This is a genomic window from Variovorax sp. HW608 (assembly GCF_900090195.1).
Taxonomy (GTDB): Bacteria; Pseudomonadota; Gammaproteobacteria; order Burkholderiales; family Burkholderiaceae_C; genus Variovorax.
In genome coordinates this window covers 1522491-1545830 of sequence record NZ_LT607803.1, presented here as the reverse complement: position 1 = coordinate 1545830, position 23340 = coordinate 1522491, and the positions used below count along the sequence as shown (strand labels likewise).

General features: G+C 62.5%; 21 protein-coding genes. 16 read left to right on the top strand and 5 right to left on the bottom strand.

All coding sequences use genetic code 11. From position 1 onward, the window contains the following. Positions 1-297: 297 nt before the first annotated feature. From VAR608DRAFT_RS07135 to VAR608DRAFT_RS07115, 5 genes are all read left to right on the top strand, one after another. The gene (locus tag VAR608DRAFT_RS07135) at positions 298-1257 is read left to right on the top strand and encodes a Bug family tripartite tricarboxylate transporter substrate binding protein (RefSeq protein WP_088953425.1); all 960 of its coding nucleotides are present in this window, start codon (positions 298-300) and stop codon (positions 1255-1257) included. A gap of 163 nt (positions 1258-1420) precedes the next feature. After that, complete coding sequence (locus VAR608DRAFT_RS07130) at positions 1421-2614, top strand: mandelate racemase/muconate lactonizing enzyme family protein (RefSeq protein WP_088953424.1); 1194 nt, start codon at positions 1421-1423, stop codon at positions 2612-2614. Between the two features lie 48 nt (positions 2615-2662). Continuing rightward, positions 2663-3616 (top strand): Bug family tripartite tricarboxylate transporter substrate binding protein, encoded by a 954-nt coding sequence (locus VAR608DRAFT_RS07125; protein WP_231973314.1) that lies wholly within the window; start codon positions 2663-2665, stop codon positions 3614-3616. Positions 3617-3718: 102 nt separating this feature from the next. Further along, on the top strand, positions 3719-4648 hold the full coding sequence (locus VAR608DRAFT_RS07120) for a hydroxyacid dehydrogenase (protein ID WP_088953423.1): 930 nt from the start codon (positions 3719-3721) through the stop codon (positions 4646-4648). A gap of 24 nt (positions 4649-4672) precedes the next feature. Continuing rightward, positions 4673-7003, top strand: a complete 2331-nt coding sequence (locus VAR608DRAFT_RS07115) for a molybdopterin-dependent oxidoreductase (RefSeq protein ID WP_443082921.1) — start codon at positions 4673-4675, stop codon at positions 7001-7003. Between the two features lie 93 nt (positions 7004-7096). Here VAR608DRAFT_RS07115 and VAR608DRAFT_RS07110 read toward each other — a convergent pair whose 3' ends face one another. After that, positions 7097-7897 carry a GntR family transcriptional regulator gene (locus tag VAR608DRAFT_RS07110; protein WP_088953422.1) on the bottom strand — a complete coding sequence of 267 codons (801 nt, stop codon included), beginning with the start codon at positions 7895-7897 and terminating at the stop codon, positions 7097-7099. Between the two features lie 172 nt (positions 7898-8069). On the opposite strand from VAR608DRAFT_RS07110, the gene VAR608DRAFT_RS07105 reads away from it, so the two are divergent. From VAR608DRAFT_RS07105 to VAR608DRAFT_RS07065, 9 genes are all read left to right on the top strand, one after another. Further along, on the top strand, positions 8070-8906 hold the full coding sequence (locus VAR608DRAFT_RS07105) for a transporter substrate-binding domain-containing protein (protein ID WP_088953421.1): 837 nt from the start codon (positions 8070-8072) through the stop codon (positions 8904-8906). Between the two features lie 105 nt (positions 8907-9011). Then, the gene (locus VAR608DRAFT_RS07100; RefSeq protein WP_088953420.1) at positions 9012-9791 is read left to right on the top strand and encodes an amino acid ABC transporter ATP-binding protein; all 780 of its coding nucleotides are present in this window, start codon (positions 9012-9014) and stop codon (positions 9789-9791) included. Beyond that, complete coding sequence (locus VAR608DRAFT_RS07095; RefSeq protein WP_231973313.1) at positions 9706-10467, top strand: amino acid ABC transporter permease; 762 nt, start codon at positions 9706-9708, stop codon at positions 10465-10467. Before VAR608DRAFT_RS07100 ends, VAR608DRAFT_RS07095 begins: the two co-directional genes overlap by 86 nt. Before the next feature lie 12 nt (positions 10468-10479). Then, positions 10480-11145, top strand: a complete 666-nt coding sequence (locus VAR608DRAFT_RS07090) for an amino acid ABC transporter permease (protein ID WP_088953418.1) — start codon at positions 10480-10482, stop codon at positions 11143-11145. Between the two features lie 42 nt (positions 11146-11187). Then, on the top strand, positions 11188-12063 hold the full coding sequence (locus tag VAR608DRAFT_RS07085) for a dihydrodipicolinate synthase family protein (RefSeq protein WP_088953417.1): 876 nt from the start codon (positions 11188-11190) through the stop codon (positions 12061-12063). Between the two features lie 5 nt (positions 12064-12068). Further along, positions 12069-13322, top strand: coding sequence for an NAD(P)/FAD-dependent oxidoreductase (locus VAR608DRAFT_RS07080; RefSeq protein WP_088958658.1), 1254 nt, complete (start codon positions 12069-12071; stop codon positions 13320-13322). 10 nt (positions 13323-13332) lie between these two features. Then, positions 13333-14064: an SDR family oxidoreductase gene (locus VAR608DRAFT_RS07075; RefSeq protein WP_088953416.1), complete on the top strand. Its 732-nt coding sequence runs from the start codon at positions 13333-13335 to the stop codon at positions 14062-14064. A gap of 12 nt (positions 14065-14076) precedes the next feature. Further along, a complete protein-coding gene (locus VAR608DRAFT_RS07070) occupies positions 14077-15552 on the top strand; it encodes an aldehyde dehydrogenase family protein (protein ID WP_088953415.1) in 1476 nt (491 codons plus the stop codon). A 9-nt stretch (positions 15553-15561) separates the two neighbouring features. Beyond that, the gene (locus VAR608DRAFT_RS07065; protein WP_088953414.1) at positions 15562-16602 is read left to right on the top strand and encodes a proline racemase family protein; all 1041 of its coding nucleotides are present in this window, start codon (positions 15562-15564) and stop codon (positions 16600-16602) included. 31 nt (positions 16603-16633) lie between these two features. Here VAR608DRAFT_RS07065 and VAR608DRAFT_RS37865 read toward each other — a convergent pair whose 3' ends face one another. Together VAR608DRAFT_RS37865 and VAR608DRAFT_RS07055 are read right to left on the bottom strand one after the other, a co-directional pair. Further along, complete coding sequence (locus VAR608DRAFT_RS37865) at positions 16634-17257, bottom strand: IS630 family transposase (protein WP_231973569.1); 624 nt, start codon at positions 17255-17257, stop codon at positions 16634-16636. Further along, a complete protein-coding gene (locus tag VAR608DRAFT_RS07055) occupies positions 17175-17699 on the bottom strand; it encodes a winged helix-turn-helix domain-containing protein (protein WP_088953016.1) in 525 nt (174 codons plus the stop codon). Before VAR608DRAFT_RS07055 ends, VAR608DRAFT_RS37865 begins: the two co-directional genes overlap by 83 nt. 198 nt (positions 17700-17897) lie before the next feature. On the opposite strand from VAR608DRAFT_RS07055, the gene VAR608DRAFT_RS07050 reads away from it, so the two are divergent. Then, on the top strand, positions 17898-19196 hold the full coding sequence (locus VAR608DRAFT_RS07050; RefSeq protein ID WP_088953413.1) for a D-amino acid dehydrogenase: 1299 nt from the start codon (positions 17898-17900) through the stop codon (positions 19194-19196). Beyond that, positions 19193-20275 carry an alanine racemase gene (gene alr / locus VAR608DRAFT_RS07045; RefSeq protein WP_088953412.1) on the top strand — a complete coding sequence of 361 codons (1083 nt, stop codon included), beginning with the start codon at positions 19193-19195 and terminating at the stop codon, positions 20273-20275. Before VAR608DRAFT_RS07050 ends, alr begins: the two co-directional genes overlap by 4 nt. Positions 20276-20392: 117 nt before the next feature. On the opposite strand, the gene VAR608DRAFT_RS07040 is transcribed toward alr, so the two are convergent. Next, the gene (locus VAR608DRAFT_RS07040; RefSeq protein WP_088953411.1) at positions 20393-21910 is read right to left on the bottom strand and encodes a CoA-acylating methylmalonate-semialdehyde dehydrogenase; all 1518 of its coding nucleotides are present in this window, start codon (positions 21908-21910) and stop codon (positions 20393-20395) included. A 42-nt stretch (positions 21911-21952) separates the two neighbouring features. Further along, positions 21953-23299, bottom strand: coding sequence for an aspartate aminotransferase family protein (locus VAR608DRAFT_RS07035; protein ID WP_088953410.1), 1347 nt, complete (start codon positions 23297-23299; stop codon positions 21953-21955). Positions 23300-23340: the final 41 nt, after the last annotated feature.

Here is a 23340-nt window from a genome sequence, read left to right as displayed (position 1 = left end):
GCTGCAGGGCGGCGGCATCGGGGATCGTTTCCGGCTACTCGGTTGCGTGGCCTGGACGGTTTTGCGCACCCGCCGGCGGCCACGTTCAATATTGAAGAAAAACTCAATTGAACGTGATTCTGGTGAAATCTAAGCTGGGCGACTCGGGCGCTGCACAAGGCGCAGCGCCTCTAGTTCGGAGACAAGCTGCTCGAGATGAAGCCGCCTTAGACGCGCGACGCCTATCTCAGGCTGCGCAGGGCAGCCTGGCCTGAAGCAGATCCCCGAGCGCAGACCGACAAACAAAGGAAAAAAACCATGAAGCGTAGGGATGCAGTGCTCACATTGGCGGCAACCGCACTAGCGCCGTTTTCGCATGCCCAGGCAAAGTACCCAGCACAGCTGGTGAAGCTGGTCGCCCCGTTTCCCCCAGGAGGAACGGTCGACATCTTGTCCCGGGCGTTGGCCGACGCGCTCGGGCGTGAGCTGGGGCAGGCTGTGATCGTGGACAACCGCGGAGGCGCAGGGGGCACCATCGGCGCTGACTTTGTCTCCAAGGCGTCGCCAGATGGCTACACGGTGCTCTTCGGTGCCGTCCACCACGCCATCGCCCAGTCGGTCTACCCCAAGCTGGGCTATGACATTCGCAAGATGGTTCCCATCGGTTTGCTTGGACGAGTCAATCATGCCGTCATCGTCACGAACTCGCTGCCAGCAAAGAATGTGCAGGAGCTGGTGAACCTTCTGAAGGCATCCCCCGAGAAGTACAGCTATGCCACGCCTGGTCCGGGCACGATGCAGCACCTCATGACCGAGCTTTTCAAGAGCGTCACCGGCACGAGCATGACGCATATCCCGTACCGGGGCTCTGGCCCCGCGATGGTGGACTTGATCGCAGGCAACACACAGGTCATGTTCGAAACCATGCCCTCCGCCCTGCAACACATACGGGCGGGCAGCGTGCGAGCAATTGCCGTGACCGGGAGTCAACGCGCAGGCTACTTGCCAACGGTTCCGACGATTGCGGAAAGCGGTACACCCAACTATGACGCGACCAGCTGGTACGGTCTATTCGCACCCGCCGGGACGCCCGCGCCCGTCGTCGACCGCTTGAACCAAGCCATCAATGCTGCATTCGGGAACAAGAAGTTCCGTGAGCAGTGGATAGGTTTGGGCGCCGATCCGGGCGGCGGTGCGCCGGAGCAGCTGGCCAAGCTGACTGCTTCCGAAGTCGACCGCTGGGCTGCCGTGGCGAAGAAGGCAAACATCGCGGTGTAGTGCCGCTGCGGCAGCACGTCGAGTGCTCGGAAGTCCCCCCGTGTTGTGCGCGCCGGCGCCTTCCTCCACATCTCTCCGCACGCTTCACCCTGATGCCATCCGCTGTTTGGCCACGGCGTTGCGTGCCTGCATTCGCTCTGAAACACACCTTGGAGACGCAAGAATGAAAGTCACGAAGATCGAAGTACTGGAAGCCGAGCTTTCTGGTCAGAACGGCATTGCCTCTTGGTACCATGTATTCGCCAGGGTTCACACCGACGAAGGGGTGAGCGGACTAGGTGAAGTCGGGATGGCGTATGGCACCGGCGCCCAGGCCGCAGGGCCGATGGTGCTGGCATTGGGCCAGCGCTTCGTCCTGGGCCACGATCCGTTCTCCACGGAGACGATCTGGGAGCGCATGTTGCGCAAGTCCTTCTGGGCGGAAGGCGGGGGCCCTGTCGTTTTCGGAGCCATGAGCGCGATCGACGCAGCGCTTTGGGACATCAAGGGCAGAGCGCTGGGTCAACCGGTGCACCGGCTGCTTGGTGCAGACACGCCGCAGCCGCTGCGCTGCTATGCGAGCCAACTTCAGTTCGATTGGGGCAAGGAAGTGGTGAACCTCGTCGAACCAGCGCGGTATCGCGAAGCTGCCGTGCGGGCGCGAGAGGAGGGCTACGACTGCGTCAAGGTCGATCCGTTGATGGTCGCCGACGACGGCAGCCGCGCAGCAAGACTGCGTGGCATCCTGACGCCGGAACAGCGTCGCCAGGTGCGAGCTCGAATGGAAGCCGTCCGTGATGGCCTGGGGCCGGACGCCGACATCATCCTCGAGCTGCATTCCTTCACCTCTTCCGCCGGTGCGCTTCAGACTGCCGAGGTTCTGCAGGACCTGGGGATTCTCTTCATGGAAGAGCCTACCCACTACAACGGCGCGCACGCCCACAACCGTGTCGCTCGCAAGTCGCCGGTACCCATCGCCGCCGGCGAGCGAATGTACACGCGCTGGGGCTTCCTGCCTTACTTGGAAGCGGAGTCGTTGGACATGATCCAGCCGGACGTCGGTCTGGTGGGCGGCATCAGCGAAGCCTGCAAGATCGCGCACCTGGCCCACACCTTCGATGTGGGCGTTCAGGCGCACGTGTGCGGATCTCCGCTGGCCACGGCAATCGCGCTGCAGTTCGAAGCTGCGATCCCCAACTTCGAGATTCACGAGCACCACACCTATGCGCTGAAGGCCTGCAATCGTGATCTGTTCGTGGAGGACCTTCAACCGCATGGGGGGCGCTTCGATGTTCCGACAGCTCCGGGCCTGGGCATGACGTTCTCACCCGAAGCGGAGAAGCGCATGACCAAGACCTACGTCGAACTGGCCGGTTGACGGGTTCCCCGCCCGCCCACCGTTCTCATTCCGACAACTTAGGACATCATGAAATCTCTGCTCGCTACGATTCTGACGGCCTGTGCGGCAACTGCTGTCCTGGCGCAGGACGCCTATCCAACCAGGCCAGTCACCGCATTAGTGGGCTATTTGCCTGGGGGTGCGGCCGACCTCGTCATGCGCAGGCTGGCCGCCATCATGACGCCCAAGTTTCCCGCCGGCCTGATCGTCGACAACAAGCCAGGCGTCGGTGGGAGCCTGGCCGTTTCAACGCTCGCGAAGGCAAAGCCTGACGGCTATCAGTTTGCATTCGTTCCGAACTCCAATCTGGCGCTGTCACCTCAGGTCAACCAGCTGTCCTACAAGTCGCCTGACGATGTCGTTCCCGTGATCAACATCGTCAGCTTCTCCCCGGTGATGCTGGTGCCGACCGACTCGCCTTACAAGACGCTGCTGGATCTGATCCAGGTTGCACGAAAGTCACCGGAAAGCCTCAGCGTTGGTTTCCCGGGCGTGACCACCCTGAGCCACCTCAATCTGTTGGAGCTGCAGCGTGCGGCGGACGTCAAGTTCATCAACGTGGCCCAGAAGGGGTGGGGTGAAGGAGGGTCGCAGTTGCTCGGCGGCCATATCACGGCAGCGATCGCGCAGCCTATCGAAGCCGTGCCATACCTGAAGGCTGGGAAGATGCGCGCCATTGGCTCCTTCAGCGAAACCCGTCAATCCGGGCTGCCAGATGTGCCGACGATGAAAGAGCAGGGCGAGCCGGTGGATTTTGGGGTGCGGTATCTCCTTATCGTGCCCAAGGGGACGCCAGCAAGCGTGGTGAAGTACATCCACGATGCAGCAAAGGCCGCGATGGAGACCCCTGAATTCATGAAGTTCGCCGCGGACAACGCTCTGGACATTGCCTACCAGGATGGAAATTCCGCACAGGAGGCCGCCTGGGCCGACTATCGCAAGTACACACCCGTTCTCAAACAGAATGGCCTGCTGAAGTAGGCGTGGCTTCCGTGTGTGCCCTCCGGACGCGATTCTCCGATGGAGGCGATCTGGACAGATAGATCCGGATCGCGCGTCCAACACCATTCACTCAGAGCAGAAATGAAGATCCTGATCCCCGAACTCATTCACCCTCGGGCGCTGGAACGACTGCGCGCGGCACATGAGGTCGTGTTCGACCCCACGTTGTTCGCGCGGCAATCGGAGCTCCTGGCCGCGGCTCAGGATGCGCATGCTCTCATCGTCCGCAACCGCACACAGGTGAGGGATGACCTCCTTGACGCCCTCAGCAAGTGTCGTGCGGTCGGGCGACTCGGCGTCGGCTTGGACAATATCGACGTCCCGGGCTGTCGGGCCCGTGGCATTGAGATCGTTCCGGCAGTCGGCGCGAACGCACGGTCGGTCGCCGAGTACGTCGTCACATGCGCCATGCTGCTGCTGCGCTACTCCCACTACAGCGTGGGCAGCTCACTCGCCGATGGACGATGGGTTCGCCCCGCGAGACCCGAAGGGCACGAAGTCGCTGGACGGACGCTGGGCCTGATTGGTTTCGGGTCCATCGGGCAACTGACGGGGCGCCTGGCCAGCCGCCTCGATATGCGCGTCGTGGCCCATGACCCTTCGCTCCGGGCCGATGCCCCGATTGACTTCGAGTGCCAAATGCTGCCGCTGGACACGTTGCTCGCCACCAGCGATGTGATAAGTCTGCACATCCCACTGATGCCCGAGACCCGTGGGCTGATCAACGCTGAGCGGCTCGCATTGATGCAGCCTGGCGCGGTACTGATCAACGCCGCGCGCGGAGGCATCGTGGACGAGGCCGCGCTTGCGCATGCTCTATTGGAAGGGCGCCTTCGCGCAGCAGCCCTGGACGTGTTCGAAGACGAGCCGTTGCCGAGCGGCTCGGTACTCGCAGGCGTGCCCAACTTGCTGCTGACGCCGCATGTGGCGGGCGTCACTGCCGACTCGGAACTGCGCGTCGGCGAACTGGTCGCTGAACGCATTCTCACGTTGCTGAAGACGGCTGGTTGACTGGCTGCAAGTATTGAAGGACTCATGAGAGAGCATGCGACGCAAACCATGAAGAATGCAACCGACAAGACGATGCAGACGCACAGTGCCCATTGGGGCGTCTTTCAGGTCGGGACGGATCCCAGTGGCGCCCTCCATGTTCAACCCCATCCGGCCGACCCTGACCCCAACCCGCTGATCGACAATTTCCGCAACGCCTTGTCGCACCGCGCCCGCATCGCAACACCTATGGTGCGCAAAGGATGGCTGGAGAACGGGCCCGGCGCGGATGATCGCCGCGGCCGAGATGAATTCGTGGCGCTGAGTTGGGAGAAGGTGCTGGATCTCCTGGCGGGCGAACTGCGCCGTGTGAAAGAGGCTTTCGGGCCAGGCGCTGTTTTTGGCGGCTCATATGGCTGGTCCAGCGCCGGACGATTTCATCATGCACAGAGCCAAGTTCATCGGTTCCTGAACATCGCCCTGGGCGGATATGTACGCTCGGTCAACAACTACAGTGCTGGCGCGTCCATGGTCATCCTGCCGCATGTCGTTGGACAGATGGAGCAGATCGCCCGGCGGAGCGTCTCCTGGGACCAGATCGCCGAACATACAGAAGTGGTGTTGGCCTTTGGTGGCCTTGCGCTGAAGAACTCGCGCGTCGCTTCCGGCGGCGTCAGCCAGCATGTGGAGCGCGGATGCATCGCGATCGCCGCTACACGGGGTTGCCGGTTCGTCGGCATCACACCTCAGCGAAGCGACATGCCAGAGGAATCGCGCAGCGAATGGCTTTGCGTTACGCCGGGTACCGATACGGCGCTGATGTTGGCCTTGGCGCACACGCTGGTGAGTACGGGGCGACATGACCGCGCATTCGTTGAAAGATATTGCGACGGCTGGGAAAGGTTCTCAGACTATCTGCTCGGCCGCACCGACGGCATTCCGAAGTCGGCTGCTTGGGCTGCCCCCATCTGCGGTATTTCAGAGAACGCGCTCCTCGAACTGGCTCGCTCCCTGCCTGGCAAACGGGTGCTTGTCACAGTCTCCCATTCTCTGCAACGCGCCGAGCATGGGGAGCAACCGGTATGGATGGGCCTGGTGCTTGCAGCTCTCCTCGGGCAGATCGGCCTGCCCGGCGGAGGCTATGGCTATGCACTGGGAACGCTGGCGCACTACGGTCGACGCAACAACGCCGTTCCCGTCGGGTCGCTTCCCCAGGGACGCAATGGTGTGAGCGAATTCATCCCGGTTGCCCGCGTGTCCGACATGCTGCTGCACCCCGGGGAACCGTTCGACTACAACGGCCGACGGCTTACCTATCCGAACATTCGCCTGGCCTACTGGGCCGGCGGCAACCCGTTCCACCACCATCAGGATCTGGAGCGCCTGACGCAGGCGCTGCGCAGGCTGGAAACCTTCGTCGTTCACGAAGTCGTCTGGACCGCGACCGCGCGTCATGCGGACATGGTTCTTCCTTGCACCATGACGCTGGAACGCGATGACATAGGCGCAGGCCAGACCGATCCGCTCATGGTGGCGATGCGCCGAGTCTGTCCGCCTCATGGGATGGCACGTGATGACTACGACATCTTCTGCGACCTATCAAGACGGCTCGGAGCGCTCGACCTCTTCAGCGAAGGGCGAGATACGATCGGATGGCTGCGTTATCTGTATGAACCCACACGTGCGGCTCTGCTCGAGCACGGATTGCACGCGCCGTCATTTGAAGAGTTCTGGGCAGCAGGGGAACTGAAGCTTCCTCAGCTGCCCGACGATGGGGGAATGCTGCGGGCTTTTCGTGAAGATCCAGACGCATCTGCACTCCCAACGCCCAGCGGTCGCATTCAGCTCAGCAGCACGGTCATTGGAGCCTTCGGCTACGAGGACTGTCCTGCGCATCCTGCCTGGATTCCGCCGAAACATGGCCCTGCGGCGCAGCATCCTCTATGGCTCATCTCGAACCAACCCGCGGCCCGGCTGCACAGTCAACTCGACTTTGGGATGCACAGCCAGAGTACCAAACGACAAGGCCGAGAGGTCTGCACGATGCATCCAGCTGCAGCGGCGTCGCGCGGTATCGGTGAGGGCAGCTTCGTTCGGGTCTTCAATGGACGCGGGTCCTTCCTTGCTGTTGCGCGACTCTGCGCGGAGATGCACGAGGCCGTGGTTCAGGTCGCTACCGGTGCTTGGCTGGATCTGCATACGGGCCCCGATGGTCACCCGATGTGCGCGCATGGCAATCCGAACATTCTGACGTTTGACGAAGGCACTTCGCGACTGGCGCAGGGGTGCAGCGGGCAACTCTGCGCGGTCAATGTCGAGCGGTTTGTCGGCCAGCTTCCTCCGATCCGTGCATACGATCCACCCGTCGAGGATTGAGCGGATTTGCGGCGTCCTGCAAGATCCTGCGCCAGCCCGGCTGCCTTCGGGCTGCTCGGATTGGGGGAGCGTCGGCTTGGCGGCGCCTCCGCGCTAGGACGCGGCCGACCTCAACGGCGTCTTCACATCTCCCGTCCCTTTCGGTTCGGCTGTTACATCTCGACGCCGCGTTACGTGTCCCAGCACAGTGGACTGCCCGAGCGACACGCCCTTGGTGTAGGTCTTGCTCATGAAGTCGATGAAGTTGTCACGGAACTGGCGCGTGTGCGCATGCGCCAGTTCGTCGGCCTTGGCGACGTCCCGCGCTCGGATCGCCTCGAGCATCTCGTCGTGCTCGTCCGTCAACAGGTAGCCCTCGCTGGTCCGTTCGAGGAAATTGAAGTGCATGTGCATCATGCGCCGTCCCTGGTCGAGCAGGCGCTCGTAGAACCCCGCGAGATATGGGTTTTGCCCCGCATGCGCAATGGCCATGTGGAAGTCCTTGTTGGCAGCCGACATGGCCAAGTGATTGCCCGTCTTGACGGCTGTCTCGAATCGCCGCTGCTGGCGCGCAATGATCTTCAGGTCCTCTTCGGTCCGACATTCGGCAGCCAAGCGCGTATTCATGCGCTGAGCGATGTCCAGTGCGTCAACGTATTTCGGAAACGCCGAAAGCTCCAGCGGAGCAACGATCGTGCTGCGATTGGGCAGGGTCACGACCAAGTCCTCGCCGGCCAAGCGGATGAGGGCCTCGCGCACGGGCGAGCGTGACATCTCGAAGCGCTCCGCCAAGGTCGTTTCATCGAGCAGCTGACCGGGCGGCTGCTCGAGGGACAGGATTTCCGTCCTCAGCGCGTCGTAGACGCTCTTCCAGCCCGTGCCCTTGGCACGCTTGACCTCTTCTTCCAGTTCCATTTCTTGCCTCTTCGGGTTCCGAATCAAACATACCCGTGCGGGCAGTGTGTCGACATAGTGTATTCCCTATGCATCTTGCCGACATTGTGCCGACATACTTTCGTGTCGGCAGCGTGCCGACACAAGCTCGGGGCGCCAGCCGGCGCAAGCAAATTCGTTAAAGGAGATAGAGATGTCATTGAAGCTAACGAACCTCGCAGCACGGCTGTTCGCAGTCGTCGCCATTGGCGCCGCCGCCGTGGCCGCCACGGCCCAGACCCCTGCCCAGGGCTATTGGCAAGGGGTTCAGAAGGCCGGCGTGCTGCGCTGCGGTGCCGCTGTCGCGCCGCCGTACGTCATGCGGGACCCCGCAACAGGTGAGTACTCGGGATTCTTCGCGGACCTTTGCCGGCAGTTCGCGGACACCCTCAAGGTCAAGCCGCAGTTCGTGGATACGAACTGGGACAACATCGTTGCCGGCCTGCAGTCGGGAAAGTGGGACATGTCGCTCGCGTTGAACCGTACGCCGGCGCGTGCGATGGCCGTGAATTTCTCGATCCCGGCCATGCAGTACTCGATCTCGCTGGCATACAACAAGACCAACCCCAAGGTCCAGGCCAATCCGCGGAGCGTGGCTGACATCGACAAGCCCGAGATCACGCTGGCCGTCATGTCCGGAACGGCAGCGGACAAGGCTATTTCGGCAGCAATCAAGAAGGCCAAGTTGCTGCGCCTGCCCAGCGCCGACGAGACGCGCCTGGCCGTGATCTCCAAGCGCGCGGACCTGGTCGTCGACGCCGCCGACACCAACCTTCTCTTCGTCCAGTCCAACCCCGATTGGGCGGTGGCGTACAACCCGTCGCCGGCGCTGGCTTCCCAAGGGGTCGCGTTCGGCTTGCCGTTGCAAATGGCCGCCTCCGACGTCGCGGTCGTGAACATCTTCCTGGAGGAAAAGGTCGCCACGGGAGAGGTCGATGCGTTGATCCACAAGTCGGTCGATCAAGTGCTCAAGAGCGTTGCAAAGAAGTAGGGGACTGCCATGCAAGCAATAGCGCCCGACACGAGCGTCAATCGGCGTTCAGCCCTGCAAAGTCAGACCTCCGGAACTCCCGCTCGCCAGCACGGGGACTCGACCATGGTGCCCAGCGCGACTCAGCCGCTCGTGAAGGTGGCCGGCCTGCACAAGAGCTACGGGCCGCAGATCCAGGTGCTCAAGGGCCTGGACATCGAAATGAAACCCGGCGAGCGCCTGGTGGTGATCGGCCCGAGCGGAGGTGGCAAGAGCACCCTGCTTCGCGTCATGATGGGCCTCGAACAGATCGACAAGGGTTGCGTCATGTTCGACGGCAAGCCCTACATCAGCGTCAAAGAGGGCCAGCACAAGACCCTGATCGACACCGCGGTGCGCCGAGAGATTGGCATGGTGTTCCAACACTACACCTTGTTTCCGCACCTGAATGTTGTGGAGAACTTGATCCTCGCGCCCTGCAAGGTGCGCGGCGAGGGCAAGCGGCAGGCCACTGAACGTGCTGAAGGCCTGCTCGCGCGCTTTGGGCTGAGCGCCAAAACGCGCGTCTACCCGAGCCAACTGTCCGGTGGGCAAAAGCAGCGCGTGGCAATCGCTCGTGCGCTCATGCTTGAGCCGAAGCTGATGCTTTTCGACGAGGTCACTTCCGCCCTTGACCCGGAGCTGGTGGCCGAAGTGGAGCAGGTGATCATGCAGCTTGCCGGCCAAAACATGCCGATGATGATCGTGACCCACGACATGTGGTTCGCGAAGCACATTGCCTCTCGAGTCGTGTTCTGCGCCGGCGGGGTGGTCGTGGAGGATGGCCCTCCCGAACAAGTCCTGGGATCGCCGCTGTGCGCGCGGACGAAGGAGTTCATCGACCGGGTTTTTCACATCCGTCAGTGAGGCGCGCATGTCATACGCATTCGACTTCCACTCGATCACGCAAAACCTCGGGCCGCTGCTCGAAGGACTCGTCACGACCATTGAACTGACGCTCGCCGCCAACGTGGTGGGTCTCACGTTGGGGTTCTTGATCGCGATGCTCACGCTCAGCCGCTGGAAGGCGCTTCGTTTGCCGGCCACCTTGTTCGTCGAATTCTTTCGGTGCACGCCGGCAATCGTTCAGGTGATCTGGATCTTCTATTGCGTGCCGATCCTGTTTGACGTGTACTTCGACGCGGTCGCGATGGGCATACTCGCGCTGGGCCTGAACCTCGCCGCTTTCAACGCGGAGGCCTATCGCGCTGCAATCCAAGCCGTTCCGCGTGAGCAACTGGATGCGGGCGTTGCCCTTGGGCTCAATCCGCTGCAGCGCGTCTTGTACATCGTGCTTCCCAGCGCCGTGCGCACTTCGGTGCCAGTGCTCATCACAAACGGCATCGGTACCTTCCAGCAAAGCGCATTGGTTGCACTCGTCGCTGTTCAGGAACTGATGTACGTCGGCAAGTCCCTGGCGACTGAGTCGTACCGACCGATCGAGACCTTCACCGTCGTGGCGCTGGTCTATTTCGCGGTCTCCTTTCCGGTGTCGCAGCTCGTCGAGTACTTCGAGCGGCGTCGCGGTGCGGCTGGAATTTGAAGGAGTCTCGCCATGAAAACCGATTTCACCATGCTGCTGGGATTCAAGGCGGCCCTGTTCCAGGGCTTGCTGACAACGCTGAAGCTGACGCTGATCTGCATTGTCCTGGGTTGCGTACTTGGTTTCTTCGTCGGGTTGGCGCGGGGCTCAGGCAGCCGCTGGCTGCGCGGTACCACCCGACTCTATGTCGAGTTCTTCCGCGGCACCCCGGTCATCGTGCAGCTGTTCTGGATCTTCTTCTGCCTCCCCCTTGTGCTCGGCGTAGAGCTGTCGAACCTCACTTCTGCCGTGATCGCCCTTACCTTGTACATGGGCGCCATTACAAGCGAGACGTTTCGCGCGTCCCTCAGGAGCGTGGGGCGAGAGCAGCTCGATGCGTGCGTAGCCCTGGGCCTTCCGAAGCGGATTCAGGTTGCCAATGTCATCTTGCCCCAAGCACTACTGAGATCCATTCCGACGCTGCTTTCGAATTGCGTCAGCCTCTTCAAGGAGAGCGCGCTCGTCTCCGCAGTCGGAATGGCCGACCTGATGTTCGTCGGCCAGAACATTTCCAACAACACAGCCCGCCCGATCGAGGTTCTGACGGCTGTTGCGCTGATCTATTTTGCTATCGCGTTCCCTCTCACTCGCGCTGTGACGGGCGTGGAAAGGCGGCTGCTTTCGAAGCTCGCTGCCTGACCTGCTCCAACTTTCAACCATTTCGTCTAGGAGATCATCATCATGAAAATGACCGGCGTCATGCCTGCCCTCGTCACCCCGTTCGACGCGAACGGAAAGATCGACTTCAAGAGCTTCGAGAAGCTGCTGAACAAGCTGCGCGCCGATGGCGTGAAAGGCTGGGTGCCATGCGGCTCCACCGGCGAATACAACGCGCTGACCGCGGACGAGCGCGCCTCGGTCCTTAAGTTCGTCGCCGAGTTCGCCAACAAGGACGAGCTGCTGATTGCCGGCACTAACGCCGGCTCCACCTGGGAAGTCATCGAACACACCCGGTGTGCCCGCGAACTCGGCTACAAGACCGTCCTCCTGTCCGCTCCCTTCTACGCGACCCCGGCTGTCGATGAGCTCATTCGACACTATCAGTCGGTGCTCGATGCTGTGGATGTCGAGATCGTTCTCTACAACTATCCGCCCAAGGTCGGGGTCGAGGTTGGCCTGCCGGTGCTGGAAGCGTTCAAGGACAACCCCCGGGTCATCGGCATCAAGGAATCCAGCGGCAACCTCCTGCGCGCGATCGACATCCGCGCACGCTTCGGCGATCGCTACCAGGTCACGAACGGATCCGATGACCAGACGTTGGACTTCTTCCTGTGGGGCGCCACCTCCTGGATCTGCGGTCCGGCCAACTGCATGGCCAAGGCATGCGTGGACCTGGTGAACACGATCGAATCCGGCGACTGGCTTGCCGCGCGCGACAAGATGCAGGTCATCTACGGGGCCATGTCGAGCTTGGAAAGCGGAAAGTTCGTCCAGAAGGTGAAGTACGGCTGCGAACTCGCTGGCACGCCCGTGGGTCTCGCTCGTCAGCCCTTGCTCGAGCTCACGGCCGAGGAGAAGGCGGCCTTCCGTAAAGCCATGGAACCCGTGATCGGTTGATTGCCGTGGCCTCCAGCGGACTCAATTCGGTCACCGTTGTCGGCGCGGGGATTGTCGGCACGGCGGTAGCACTTGAACTCCAGCGCCGCGGAGGCCGGGTGACGCTCGTTGATCGGGACGAGCCTGGCAGGGGCGCGTCATTCGGCAACATGGCGAGTATCGCGGTGACCGAATTCATGCCTTCGTCGCGGCCTTCGATGTGGTCGCGCCTGCCGGGCTGGATCCTTGACGCCGAAGGACCGGTCCGGCTCAAGCCGTCCTACTTGCCGCAGCTAACGCCTTGGTTCCTGCGTTTCATTGCTGCGAGTACACCACGGCGTGTGAAGGAACTGGAGGCCGCAGGCGCTGTTCTGTGCAAGCGCGTCTACGAAGACCTGCTGCCAATGTTGCAGGAGGCAGGAGTTACTGAAATGCTCAGCGAGGAAGGCTGTCTCAGCCTCTACGCTGACGACGCGGAATTCAGGGCCGACCGCGAACATCTGGAGGTCATCGAGCGCTTCGGCTTCGAGACACGCATCCTCGAAGGCGAGGCAATCCAGGGTCTGGAGCCGGCGATCAGTCGCCAGATTCGCCGGGCCGTTCTGTTTCCGCAGAACCGGTCCATCAGCAGCCCCTATGACCTCGTCTGCGCGCTGCTTCGCCGGTTCAAGGAACTTGGCGGGAAGGTCGAGCAAGGAGATGTCGGCGGGTTCGAACGCGCCAGCTCCTCGCTTGCCGCGATCAGGCTCAAGGATGGCCGTCGCCTCGAGGCACGCTCGGCGGTCATCTGTGCCGGCGCGTACACCGGCAGGCTGTCCAGGATGCTCGGTGAATCGATCCCGATGGAAACCGAGCGCGGCTACCACACGCAGATCATGGCCTCCGGAGTCAGCATGCGGCACTCGATCATCTGGCCTGCAAAAGCGTTCATGGTCACACCCACCGCCGGCGGGATTCGCGTCGGAGGCACCGTGGAGATGGCCGGACTCGATGCGCCGCCCGACTACCGGCGTGCGCGCGTGCTGGTCAAGCGGGCGCAAGAGGCGTTGCCCGGCTTGCGAGTCGAGCAGCATTCCGAATGGATGGGCCATCGCCCGGCCTTGCCGGACACCGTGCCGGTGATCGGACCGTCTGCAACGACGCCAGGCGTCTTCTACGCGGCAGGTCATGGCCACTTGGGTCTGACCTATGCCGCGACGACCGCGCGGCTGATCGGCGACCTGGTCAACAAGATTGCGCCACCGATCGACATGTCGCCCTACCGGGCCGATCGCTTCTGAGGAGCAAACCATGTCTGATGCATCAGGTCCTGTTGCGACGTCCGATCAGCCCGTGGCCATCATCACCGCGGCCGGCCGGGGGATCGGCGCGGCGATTGCTCACGAGCTTCATGGGCGCGGCTATCGTCTCGCTCTCATGTCTCCATCCGGCAATGCCGAGCGCCTCGCCACGGAGCTGGGTGCGATCGGCTTGACCGGCAGCGTAGAGGACAAAAGTCACCTGGCACAACTCGTCGCGATGACATTGGACGCCTACGGCCGCATCGATGCGGTGGTCAACCACACGGGCCATCCGCCCAAGGGTGACCTGCTCGAGATTGCGGACGAGGACTGGCAGGTCGGCAACGATCTGGTGTTCCTTCCGGTGATCCGCATGGCCCGGCTCGTCACGCCTTGCATGCTGAGTCAGCGCAAGGGCGCATTCCTCAATATCACCACGTTCGCCGCCTTGGAGCCTTCGCTCAAGTTCCCGGTCTCATGTGCATACCGAGCCGCTGTGGCGAGCTTCACGAAGCTCTACGCTGATCGCTATGCGCCCGAGAACATCCGGATGAATGCGCTGCTGCCCGGATACACGGACAGTCTCAACCACGCTGCCGAGACTGCTGATTCGATTCCGATGAAGCGAATCGGGTCCGTGGTTGAAGTCGCCAAGACCGCAGCCTTCCTCCTTTCGGATGACGCGGCCTACATCACTGGACAGAACATCCGCGTCGACGGCGGAATCACTCGACATCTCTAGCCTTCAAACATCATGAGAAACGAACTCTTCATCAATGGTGAATGGACCCTGCCTGCCAAGCGCGGCACCTTCGACGTTATCAATCCCGCGACCGAGGAGGTGATTCACCATGCCCCGGCAGGCACCGCCGAGGATGTCGATGCAGCAGTACGGGCCGCGCGCGCTGCATTCGACCATGGCCCGTGGCGACGGACGACCGGCAGGGACCGCGCGGTCTTTCTCAGGAGCTTTGCGCGGATCATCCGCGAGCGACTCGATGAGCTGTCCGAGATGGAAGTACTGGACAACGGCAAGCCTCTGCCTGAAGCAAAGTGGGACATCGGGGACGCGGCTGGCTGTTTCGAGTACTACGCGGGACTGGCCGAGGAACTGGACACACAGCCGAGCGAGCCTGTCACCCTGAGCGATGACCGATTCACGTCGAAGGTTGTGCGCGAGCCCACAGGGGTGGCGGGCGCCATCATCCCTTGGAACTACCCCTTGCTGATGGCTGCCTGGAAGGTTGCGCCCGCACTGGCTGCCGGATGCACCATGGTCTTGAAGCCATCGGAGCTGACGCCGCTCACCGCTCTCGAGCTGGGTGCGATCGCCCAGGAGATCGGCCTGCCTCCGGGGGTGCTCAATATTGTCACGGGACTCGGGCCGCAGGCTGGGCAACCCTTGTGCGACCACCCTGGTGTGGACAAGCTGGCGTTCACTGGCTCCGTGCCCACGGGCGCAAAGATCATGGCTGCCGCGGCGCGCGACATCAAGAACGTGAGCCTCGAACTTGGCGGCAAGTCTCCCTTCATCGTTTTCGAAGACTCCGACATTGAGCAGGCCGTCGAATGGATCCTCTTCGGGATATTCTGGAACCAGGGGCAGGTCTGCTCGGCGACGTCCCGCGTGCTCGTCGCGCGGTCAATTTACCCGCGGCTTCTGGACCGATTGGTCGAAGAAGCGCGCAAGATCCGAATCGGTGACGGCATGAAGGAGGGCACGCTCCTTGGGCCTTTGGTCTCGAAGGGTCAGTACGAGAAGGTGCTCGCTGCGATCGCGCAGGCGGAGCGCGAAGGCGCAAGGATCGCATCCGGTGGCGCCCGCGCGCAAGACATGGAATCCGGCTACTTCGTGGAGCCAACCATTCTGGTCGATGTGCCACTCGAAAGCTCCGCCTGGAAAGAGGAGATCTTCGGACCCGTGGTGTGCGTTCGCGCTTTCACATCGGAAAGCGAGGCCGTTCAACTGGCCAATGACAGTCCATTCGGGCTGGCGGGTGCAGTGATGTCCAAGGACGAACGCCGCGCCGAAAGAGTCGCGGCGGCGCTGCGTGCCGGGATCGTATGGATCAACTGCTCCCAGCCCACTTTCACGGAGGCACCCTGGGGCGGCTACAAGCATTCCGGGATCGGGCGTGAACTGGGCCGCTGGGGTCTGGACAACTACCTGGAAACGAAGCAGATCACCCGCTACGTCACCGACAAGCCGTGGGCTTGGTACATCAAGTAGGAGCTCATGATGGAACCCCTTCGCTGGACCCATTCGCTCGAGCTCTTGCTGGTCCACTGCCAGGGCGAGATCGGCAAAGTGATCGTCAATGGCGCGCCGGAGATTCCCGGGGCCACCATGCTCGAGAAGATGAACTACATCAACGAGCGCGACGACAGCTTGCGACGATTCGTCACGTTGGAGCCTCGTGCAAGCGTGAACATGTCGGTCAACTTGCTGCTGCCTTCGACGCGCGACGACGCTGATGCCGGCTTCATCGTTCTGCAGTCCGACCGGGCTCATCCCATGTCCGGGAGCAACTGCATCTGTGTGGTGACGGCGCTGCTCGAATCGGGGCGTGTGAAGATGACGGAGCCGGAAACGACGGTTCGACTCGATACCCCTGCTGGCCTCATTACGGTGAAGGCTCGTTGTGAGAACGGTCGTTGTGAGTCGGTCAGCTTGGACAACGTGCCGGCCTTCGTGGAAGCGCTGGACAAGGCCATCAGCACGCCGAAGTGGGGCGACATTAGCATCGACGTCGCGTTCGGAGGGGTCTACTACGCCATCGTGGACGTGAAGCAACTCGGTCTGTCGATCGCTCCGGAAAATGCGAGAGCGCTTGCCGAAGCAGGCATCGAAATCAAGCAGTTGGTCGCCGACCAGGTTCGAGTCAGTCACCCCGAACTCCCAAGCGTGAATCGGATCGCCTACGTGATGTTCCGCGATCAGGATGACGACGGCAGCGTGCGTACCTGTACAACCCTGCTTCCCGGACGCGTAGACCGCTCGCCGTGTGGCACGGGAAGTTCGGCGAACCTCGCAGTGCTTCACGCCAGAGGGCTCGTCAAGCCCGGCGATAGCCGGCGCTCGCGTTCCATCATTGGCGGCGAATTCGTGGCCACCGTGGTTGGCGAAACCAAAGTCGCAGGGCGCCCCGCCATCTATCCCCGGATCACGGGCCAGGCATGGATCTATGGCGTCGAGCGTCTCCGGATGGACGCGTTGGACCCGATGGCGAAAGGCTTTGTGCTTTCGGATTCATGGGGTCCGTACGTCAACGCGCTCTGATCAGAAGCTGTCGCGGGCGCTTCAGCTGATACTAAGTTGCGTTCAAAGATATAGAAGTTATCCAATCGAAACCGGTCATCGATCGGGTTCTCTCGTGATCTGATTCGAGCGCCACCAGCCCTGTCGTGAGGGCGCGTTCGACGGCGTCGAGGTTGGCGAAGACATGGTTGGCAAAGCAGTCCTCGCGAATCGCCTCCCACAGATGCTCGGCCGGGTTGAGTTCGGGGCTGTACGGAGGCAGGTAGATCAGTCGCATGTGATCCGGGACCGCGAGTTGACCTGCCAGATGCCAGCCCGCCTGGTCCATGACCATCACGATGAATTCCTCGACATGGCGCTGGGCGACCTCGGCCAGGAATAGCGACATGGTCTCGGCGTTCACCCAGGGCAGCACGAGGCTGTCCATCACGCCGTCGTGTGGGCTGACGGCACTGAAGGCATAGATGTACTTGCGCTCCAGGCGAGCGCCGACGACAGGTCGAATGCGGTGTGGCGCCCAGCAGCGACGCGGCGTGCCCAGCAATCCGAATCGCCCCTCGTCCTGGAACATCAGCCGCACCGCGCGACCTTGTTCAGCCTGGCGCACGACCTCTTGGCGTACCTGGCGGCGGAGTTTTTTTAAAGGCGGCCTGTGCCGCGACGTCCGCCTTGGGATGCCGGGGCCGGGGCACGACCTTGCGCCAGCCGTGACGGTCGAGCAGCCGATAGATCGTCGAGGGCGCCACCGCCTTGCCGAGTTGCTTCTGGTAGGCCTGCTGGATCTCAGCTACCGTCAACATCCCGCCTGCCTGTGCGCGTTCGACGAAGGGTGCCAGCAACTCCTGCTCCTGTTCGGCGCTCAAATGCTGGTGGTGTCTGCCACCGCGGCCTCGAAGATCGAAGATGGCATCACCTTCCTTGGCCCATCGAGAGTGCATCACATGCACGGTGGTGGTTGACCAACCCAGCAACTGTGCAATCTGCGCGGCCGAGCTGCCCAGCGTGGCCCTGATCAGCACGCACTGGATGCGCTGGTACTGCGCATGGCTGTCGGCTTGCTTGAGCCGTTCTGCCAAGCGCATCACGGTCGCCTTATCCCCAACGATCAGACTCTTCATCCACGACTCCTTGAAGTACGTGGACAGACATGATATCTAATCTATTGAACGCAAATTGGTATGAGAGGAGGGCGGTTGGTCGGAGCAGACAGTCAAGTTTGCTGCATTCCGATCAAAGAACCGTGGAAGTTTCGGGTCCGATGCCCATAGAGTCCGTGAATCGTCCTTCCAAACCAACATCTTCCAGCAGGTTTGACTATGAGAGTACTTGTTCTCGGCGGCGGCGTCATCGGCATCACCACGGCCTACTACCTCGCCCGCGCAGGAGCCGAGGTTACGGTGCTCGACCGCCAAGAAGGCTTGGGGCAGGAGACCAGCTTCGGCAACGCTGGCCAGGTCTCGCCGGGCTATTCGACGCCTTGGGCCGCGCCTGGTATCCCGCTGAAGGCGCTGAAATGGATGCTACAGCCCGAGCACGCGCCACTGGCCATCCGCCCCGACGGCACACTCTTTCAACTGCGCTGGATGGCGCAGATGCTGCGCAACTGCTCGCCCGATCGCTATGCCGTGAACAAGGAACGGATGATGCGGGTTGCCGAGTACAGCCGCGATTGCCTGCGCGCGCTGCGGGCCGAGACGGGCATCCAGTACGAGCAGCGAACCGGCGGCACGCTGCAACTGTTTCGCAAGCAGCAGCAACTCGACGCCGTCGAACGCGACATCGCGGTTCTGCAGGAATGCGGCGTTCCTTACGAGTTGCTGGATCGCGATGGCCTCGCTCGCGTCGAGCCTGCCCTCGCGAAGACCGGAAAAGGAATGGTTGGTGGCCTGCGGTTGCCGAACGACGAAACGGGCGATTGCCACTTGTTCACCAACCAGTTGGGGGACCTTGCCCGCGGCATGGGCGTCGACTTCCGTTTCGGCGTGAAAGTGGAGCGGTTGTTGAAGGAGGGCGGCCGCATCGTTGGTGTCCGTGTGGACGGCAAGGTGATGACCGCGGACCGCTACGTGCTCGCGTTTGGAAGCTACTCGCGGTCCGCGTTGGCGCAGCTGGACCTGGACATTCCGGTTTATCCGGTCAAGGGCTACTCGCTCACCGTGCCATTGGTCGACCCCGGCCTGGCACCGCAGTCGACCGTGCTCGACGAAACCTACAAGATTGCGGTCACGCGCTTCGACAACCGCATTCGCGTTGGCGGCATGGCCGAGCTGGGTGGCTTTGATCTGCGACTCAACCCGCGCCGCCGTGCGACGCTCGAAAAGGTGGTTGGTGAGCTTTTTCCGGGTGGTGACATCCTTGCAGCCAGCTTCTGGACCGGCCTGCGCCCGATGACGCCGGATAGCACGCCGATCCTCGGCGCCACACCGCTGGCGAACCTTTTCCTCAATACCGGACACGGCACGCTGGGTTGGACCATGGCCTGCGGCAGCGGCAAGCTGGTATCGGACCTGGTCATGGGCCGTCGGCCCGAGATCAGCACCGACGGGCTGGCGATGGATCGCTACTCCAGCGCCGTGCGCCTGGCCGCGCGGCAACCCGGCGGTCTCCCGGCATGACCCGCCCCAGCCGGGCGCTGATCGACATTCAAGCCCTTCGGAGAAACTACCGCCTGGCTCGAGAGCTTCATGGTGGCCGGGCCCTCGCGGTCCTCAAGGCGAACGCCTATGGGCACGGTGCCGTCGCGTGCGCGCGAGCGCTGGGGTCGGCAGCGGATGGGTTCGCAGTCGCATTTCTGGACGAAGCGATCCAACTGCGCCAGGCCGGAATCGAGGGCCCTATCCTCGTCCTCGAAGGATGCTTCACGCAGGCGGAGCTTGTCGAAGCGCATGCAAACAACTGCTGGGTTGCTGTTCACCAAGAAGAGCAACTGAGAGCCTTGGAACAGGCGCCTTCGCAGATCCGCGGCATTCATGCATGGCTCAAATTCGACAGCGGCATGCGTCGGGCAGGATTCCCACTCGCTCTAGCCAATACAGCCGCCCAGCGCCTCCAAAGCTGCGAGGCCGTGTCGCGCATGACGCTCATGACTCATTTCGCCAGGGCGGACGAACGTGATTCGCAAGCCACCGCAAGGCAAATTGCAGCGTTCGATACCGCAACCGCCGGAATCTCCGCCGAACGAAGTCTTGCAAATTCAGCCGGACTTCTCGCGTGGCCCGCCGCCCGTCGTGACTGGGCTCGTCCTGGAATCCTGCTCTATGGCGCCGATCCGCTTCCGGGAAGCCCGAGCGCACTCTCGCCGGTCATGACGTTGGAGAGCGAGGTCTTCGCCGTGCGCGAACTGCAAGCCGGTGACGCACTCGGCTATGGCGCTCACTACGTTGCCGCGGTGCCGCGGAGAGTTGGCCTGGTGGCGATTGGCTACGCTGACGGTTACCCACGAACGGTGCCTCAGGGAACACCGGTGATGGTCGGGGCACACCGGACTCAGATCATCGGCCGGGTCTCGATGGATATGTTGACCATTGACCTGACGGATGTTCCGAGCGAGGGGGTGGGAAGCAAGGTCGAGCTCTGGGGAAAGAACATTCCGGTCAATGACGTGGCATCGGCGGTCGGGACGATCGGGTATGAACTGCTGTGCCACGTTCAGCGGGTGCCTCGCATCTACGAGGACGCGATCGCGGCGGCGTGACGGATTGGGCCGAAAGGCCTGTCCTCTCGCCGGCGTTGAATCGACGTGCACGAATGGAAAGACGGCGCGCCGGCTGCTCTGAGCCGGCGCGCCGCGAGCATTGCTTTGCGGTGCGGACTACTTGGCCGTGGGCATCACAAACTCAGCGCCCTTGCTGATGCTCTCGGGCCAACGCTGCATGATCGACTTCTGCTTGGTGTAGAAGCGCACGCCTTCCTCGCCGTAGGCGTGCATGTCGCCGAAGAGCGACTTCTTCCAGCCGCCGAAGCCATGCCATGCCATCGGCACCGGGATCGGGACATTGATGCCCACCATGCCGACCTGAATGTGGCGACTGAATTCGCGCGCCACGTTGCCGTCGCGGGTGAAACAGGCCACCCCGTTGCCGAACTCGTGAGCGTTGATGAGGTCGACTGCCTCCTTCAGATCATTCACGCGCACACAGCCGAGCACCGGGCCGAAGATCTCTTCCTTGTAGATGCGCATGTCGGGCGTGACGTGGTCGAACAGCGTGCCACCCAGCCAGAAGCCGCCATCGCAACCTTCGCCGGCCTGGGTGCACTTGAAGCCGCGGCCGTCCACCAAGAGCTTTGCGCCTTCTTGCTCGCCCAACTCGATGTAGCCGCTGATGCGCTGATGCGCGGCACCCGTGACGATAGGGCCCATCTCGGCTGCCAGGTTCTCGCCATCCAGCACCTTCAGCGACTTGGTGCGCTCGATGAGCTTGGGCAACAACCTGTCCGCTACGTCGCCCACCAGCACTGCGACGCTGATCGCCATGCAGCGTTCGCCGGCCGAGCCGAAGCCCGCGCCGATGAGCGCGTCCACCGCCTGGTCGATGTCCGCATCGGGCATCACCACCATGTGGTTCTTGGCCCCGCCGAGTGCCTGCACGCGCTTGCCGTGGCGCGCCCCGGTCTCGTAGATGTAGTTGGCGATGGGGGTAGAGCCGACGAAGCTGATCGCCTGGATATCCGGATGGTCCAGCAGAGCGTCAACTGCGACCTTGTCGCCTTGAACAACGTTGAAGACACCGTCGGGCAGGCCGGCCTGCTTGAGCAGCTCGGCGATGCGCAGCGAAGGGCTCGGGTCGGTCGGGCTGGGTTTGAGAATGAATGTGTTGCCCGCGGCGATCGCCACCGGGAACATCCACATCGGCACCATGACCGGGAAGTTGAACGGCGTGATGCCCGCGACCACGCCCAGCGGTTGACGCAGCGTCCAGTTGTCGATGCCGGTGGAGACCTGCTCGGTGTAGTCGCCTTTCAGGAGCTGGGGAATGCCGCAGGCGAACTCCACGATGTCGATGCCGCGCGAAACCTCGCCTTGCGCGTCCGTGAAGACCTTGCCGTGTTCGGCGGTGATCAGGTGCGCGAGCTCATCGCGGTGCTTGTTGAGCAGCTCGAGGAACTTGAACATCACGCGCGCGCGGCGGATCGGCGGTGTGTTGGACCAGGCAGGAAATGCGGCTTTCGCTGAAGCGACTGCGTCATTGACCTGGTCCACAGCAGCCAGACCCGCACGGCCCGTGACCGAGCCGGTGGCGGGGTTGAAGACGACCTGGGTTCGACCCGAGGTGTTGGCGACGACCTTGCCGTCGATGAAGTGGTCGATTGCGGCGATGCTGCTTTTCATTGGGAGTGTCTCGGTTGAAGTGAGTGGGAGAAATAGGGAGGGTCAGGGCTGCGCGTTGAGCGCTTCGGACAACGCGTCGATGAGTGCGGTGACTTGCTTGGGCTCGGAGAGGAACGGGGGTGCGAGCTGAATCGTGTCGCCGCCAAAGCGAACGTAGAAGCCCTTTTCCCAGCACCGCATCGCGATCTCGAACGGACGACGTGCGGGCTCGCCCGGCAGGGCTTCGATCGTCAGGCCGGCTGCGAGACCGAAGTTCCGGATGTCCAGGACGTGCTTCGAGCCCTTCAGGCTATGCACTGCGTCCTCAAACTTTGGCGCGAGCTCCCGAACACGGGCCGGAGCATCTTCCTTCTCAAGGACATCCAGGGTCGCCAGCGCTGCAGCGCACGCGACCGGATGTGCAGAGTACGTGTAGCCGTGCGGAAATTCGATGTTGTATTCCGCACCACCAGCATCCATGAAGGCTTGGTAGATCTCTGCCTTCGCTACGACACCGCCCATCGGGATCACGCCGTTCGTGACCTGCTTGGCGAAGTTGATGATGTCCGGAGTGACGCCGAATGCGTCCGAGCCGGTCCATGCGCCAGCGCGCCCGAAACCCGTGATCACTTCGTCGAAGATCAGCAGGATGTTGTTCTGAGTGCAGATCTCCCGCAGCCGCTGCAGGTAGCCCACCGGCGGCACGACGACGCCTGCGGAGCCAGAGAACGGCTCGACGATGACGGCTGCGATATTGGAAGCGTCATGCAGCGCGATGAGTTCAAGTAGTTCGTCGGCAAGCTCACGCCCGTTTTGCGGCATCCCGCGGCTGAAGGCGTTGCTGGCGAGCAAGGTGTGGGGCAGGTGATCTGCACTCAGGCCCTCTCCGAAGAGCTTCCGATTGCCCCCGATACCGCCAACGCTGATGCCACCGTAATTCACGCCGTGGTAGCCCTTCGCGCGGCCGATGAGCCGCGTCTTCGACGACTGGCCTTTGAGGCGCCAGTAGGCGCGGGCCATCTTCAAAGAAGTGTCGGCGGCCTCCGAGCCGGAGCCGACGAAGAACACATGGTCCAAACCTTCGGGCATCTTCGAGGCAATGCGTTCTGCGAGTTGAAACGCCAGCGGCTGACCGAACTGGAACGGAGGGGCGTAGTCGAGCTTCGCAACCTGCTCGCTAACGGCGCGGACGATCTCGGGGCGTGCGTGACCCAGTCCGCAAGTCCAGAGGCCCGACAAGCCGTCGAAGATCTGGCGTCCCCGCGAATCGCGGTAGTAGCACGCGTCTGCACTCACCAAAATGCGAGGATCCTTTTTGAACTGACGGTTGCTCGTGAAGGGCATCCAGTGCGCCTTGAGTTGGGCTTCGGTGGGAAGCGGTGACGAACGGGAGATGTCGCTGAGGTCCATGGCGCAGATGTGACGGCTGGTTGGGATGAGACGGATTCTGG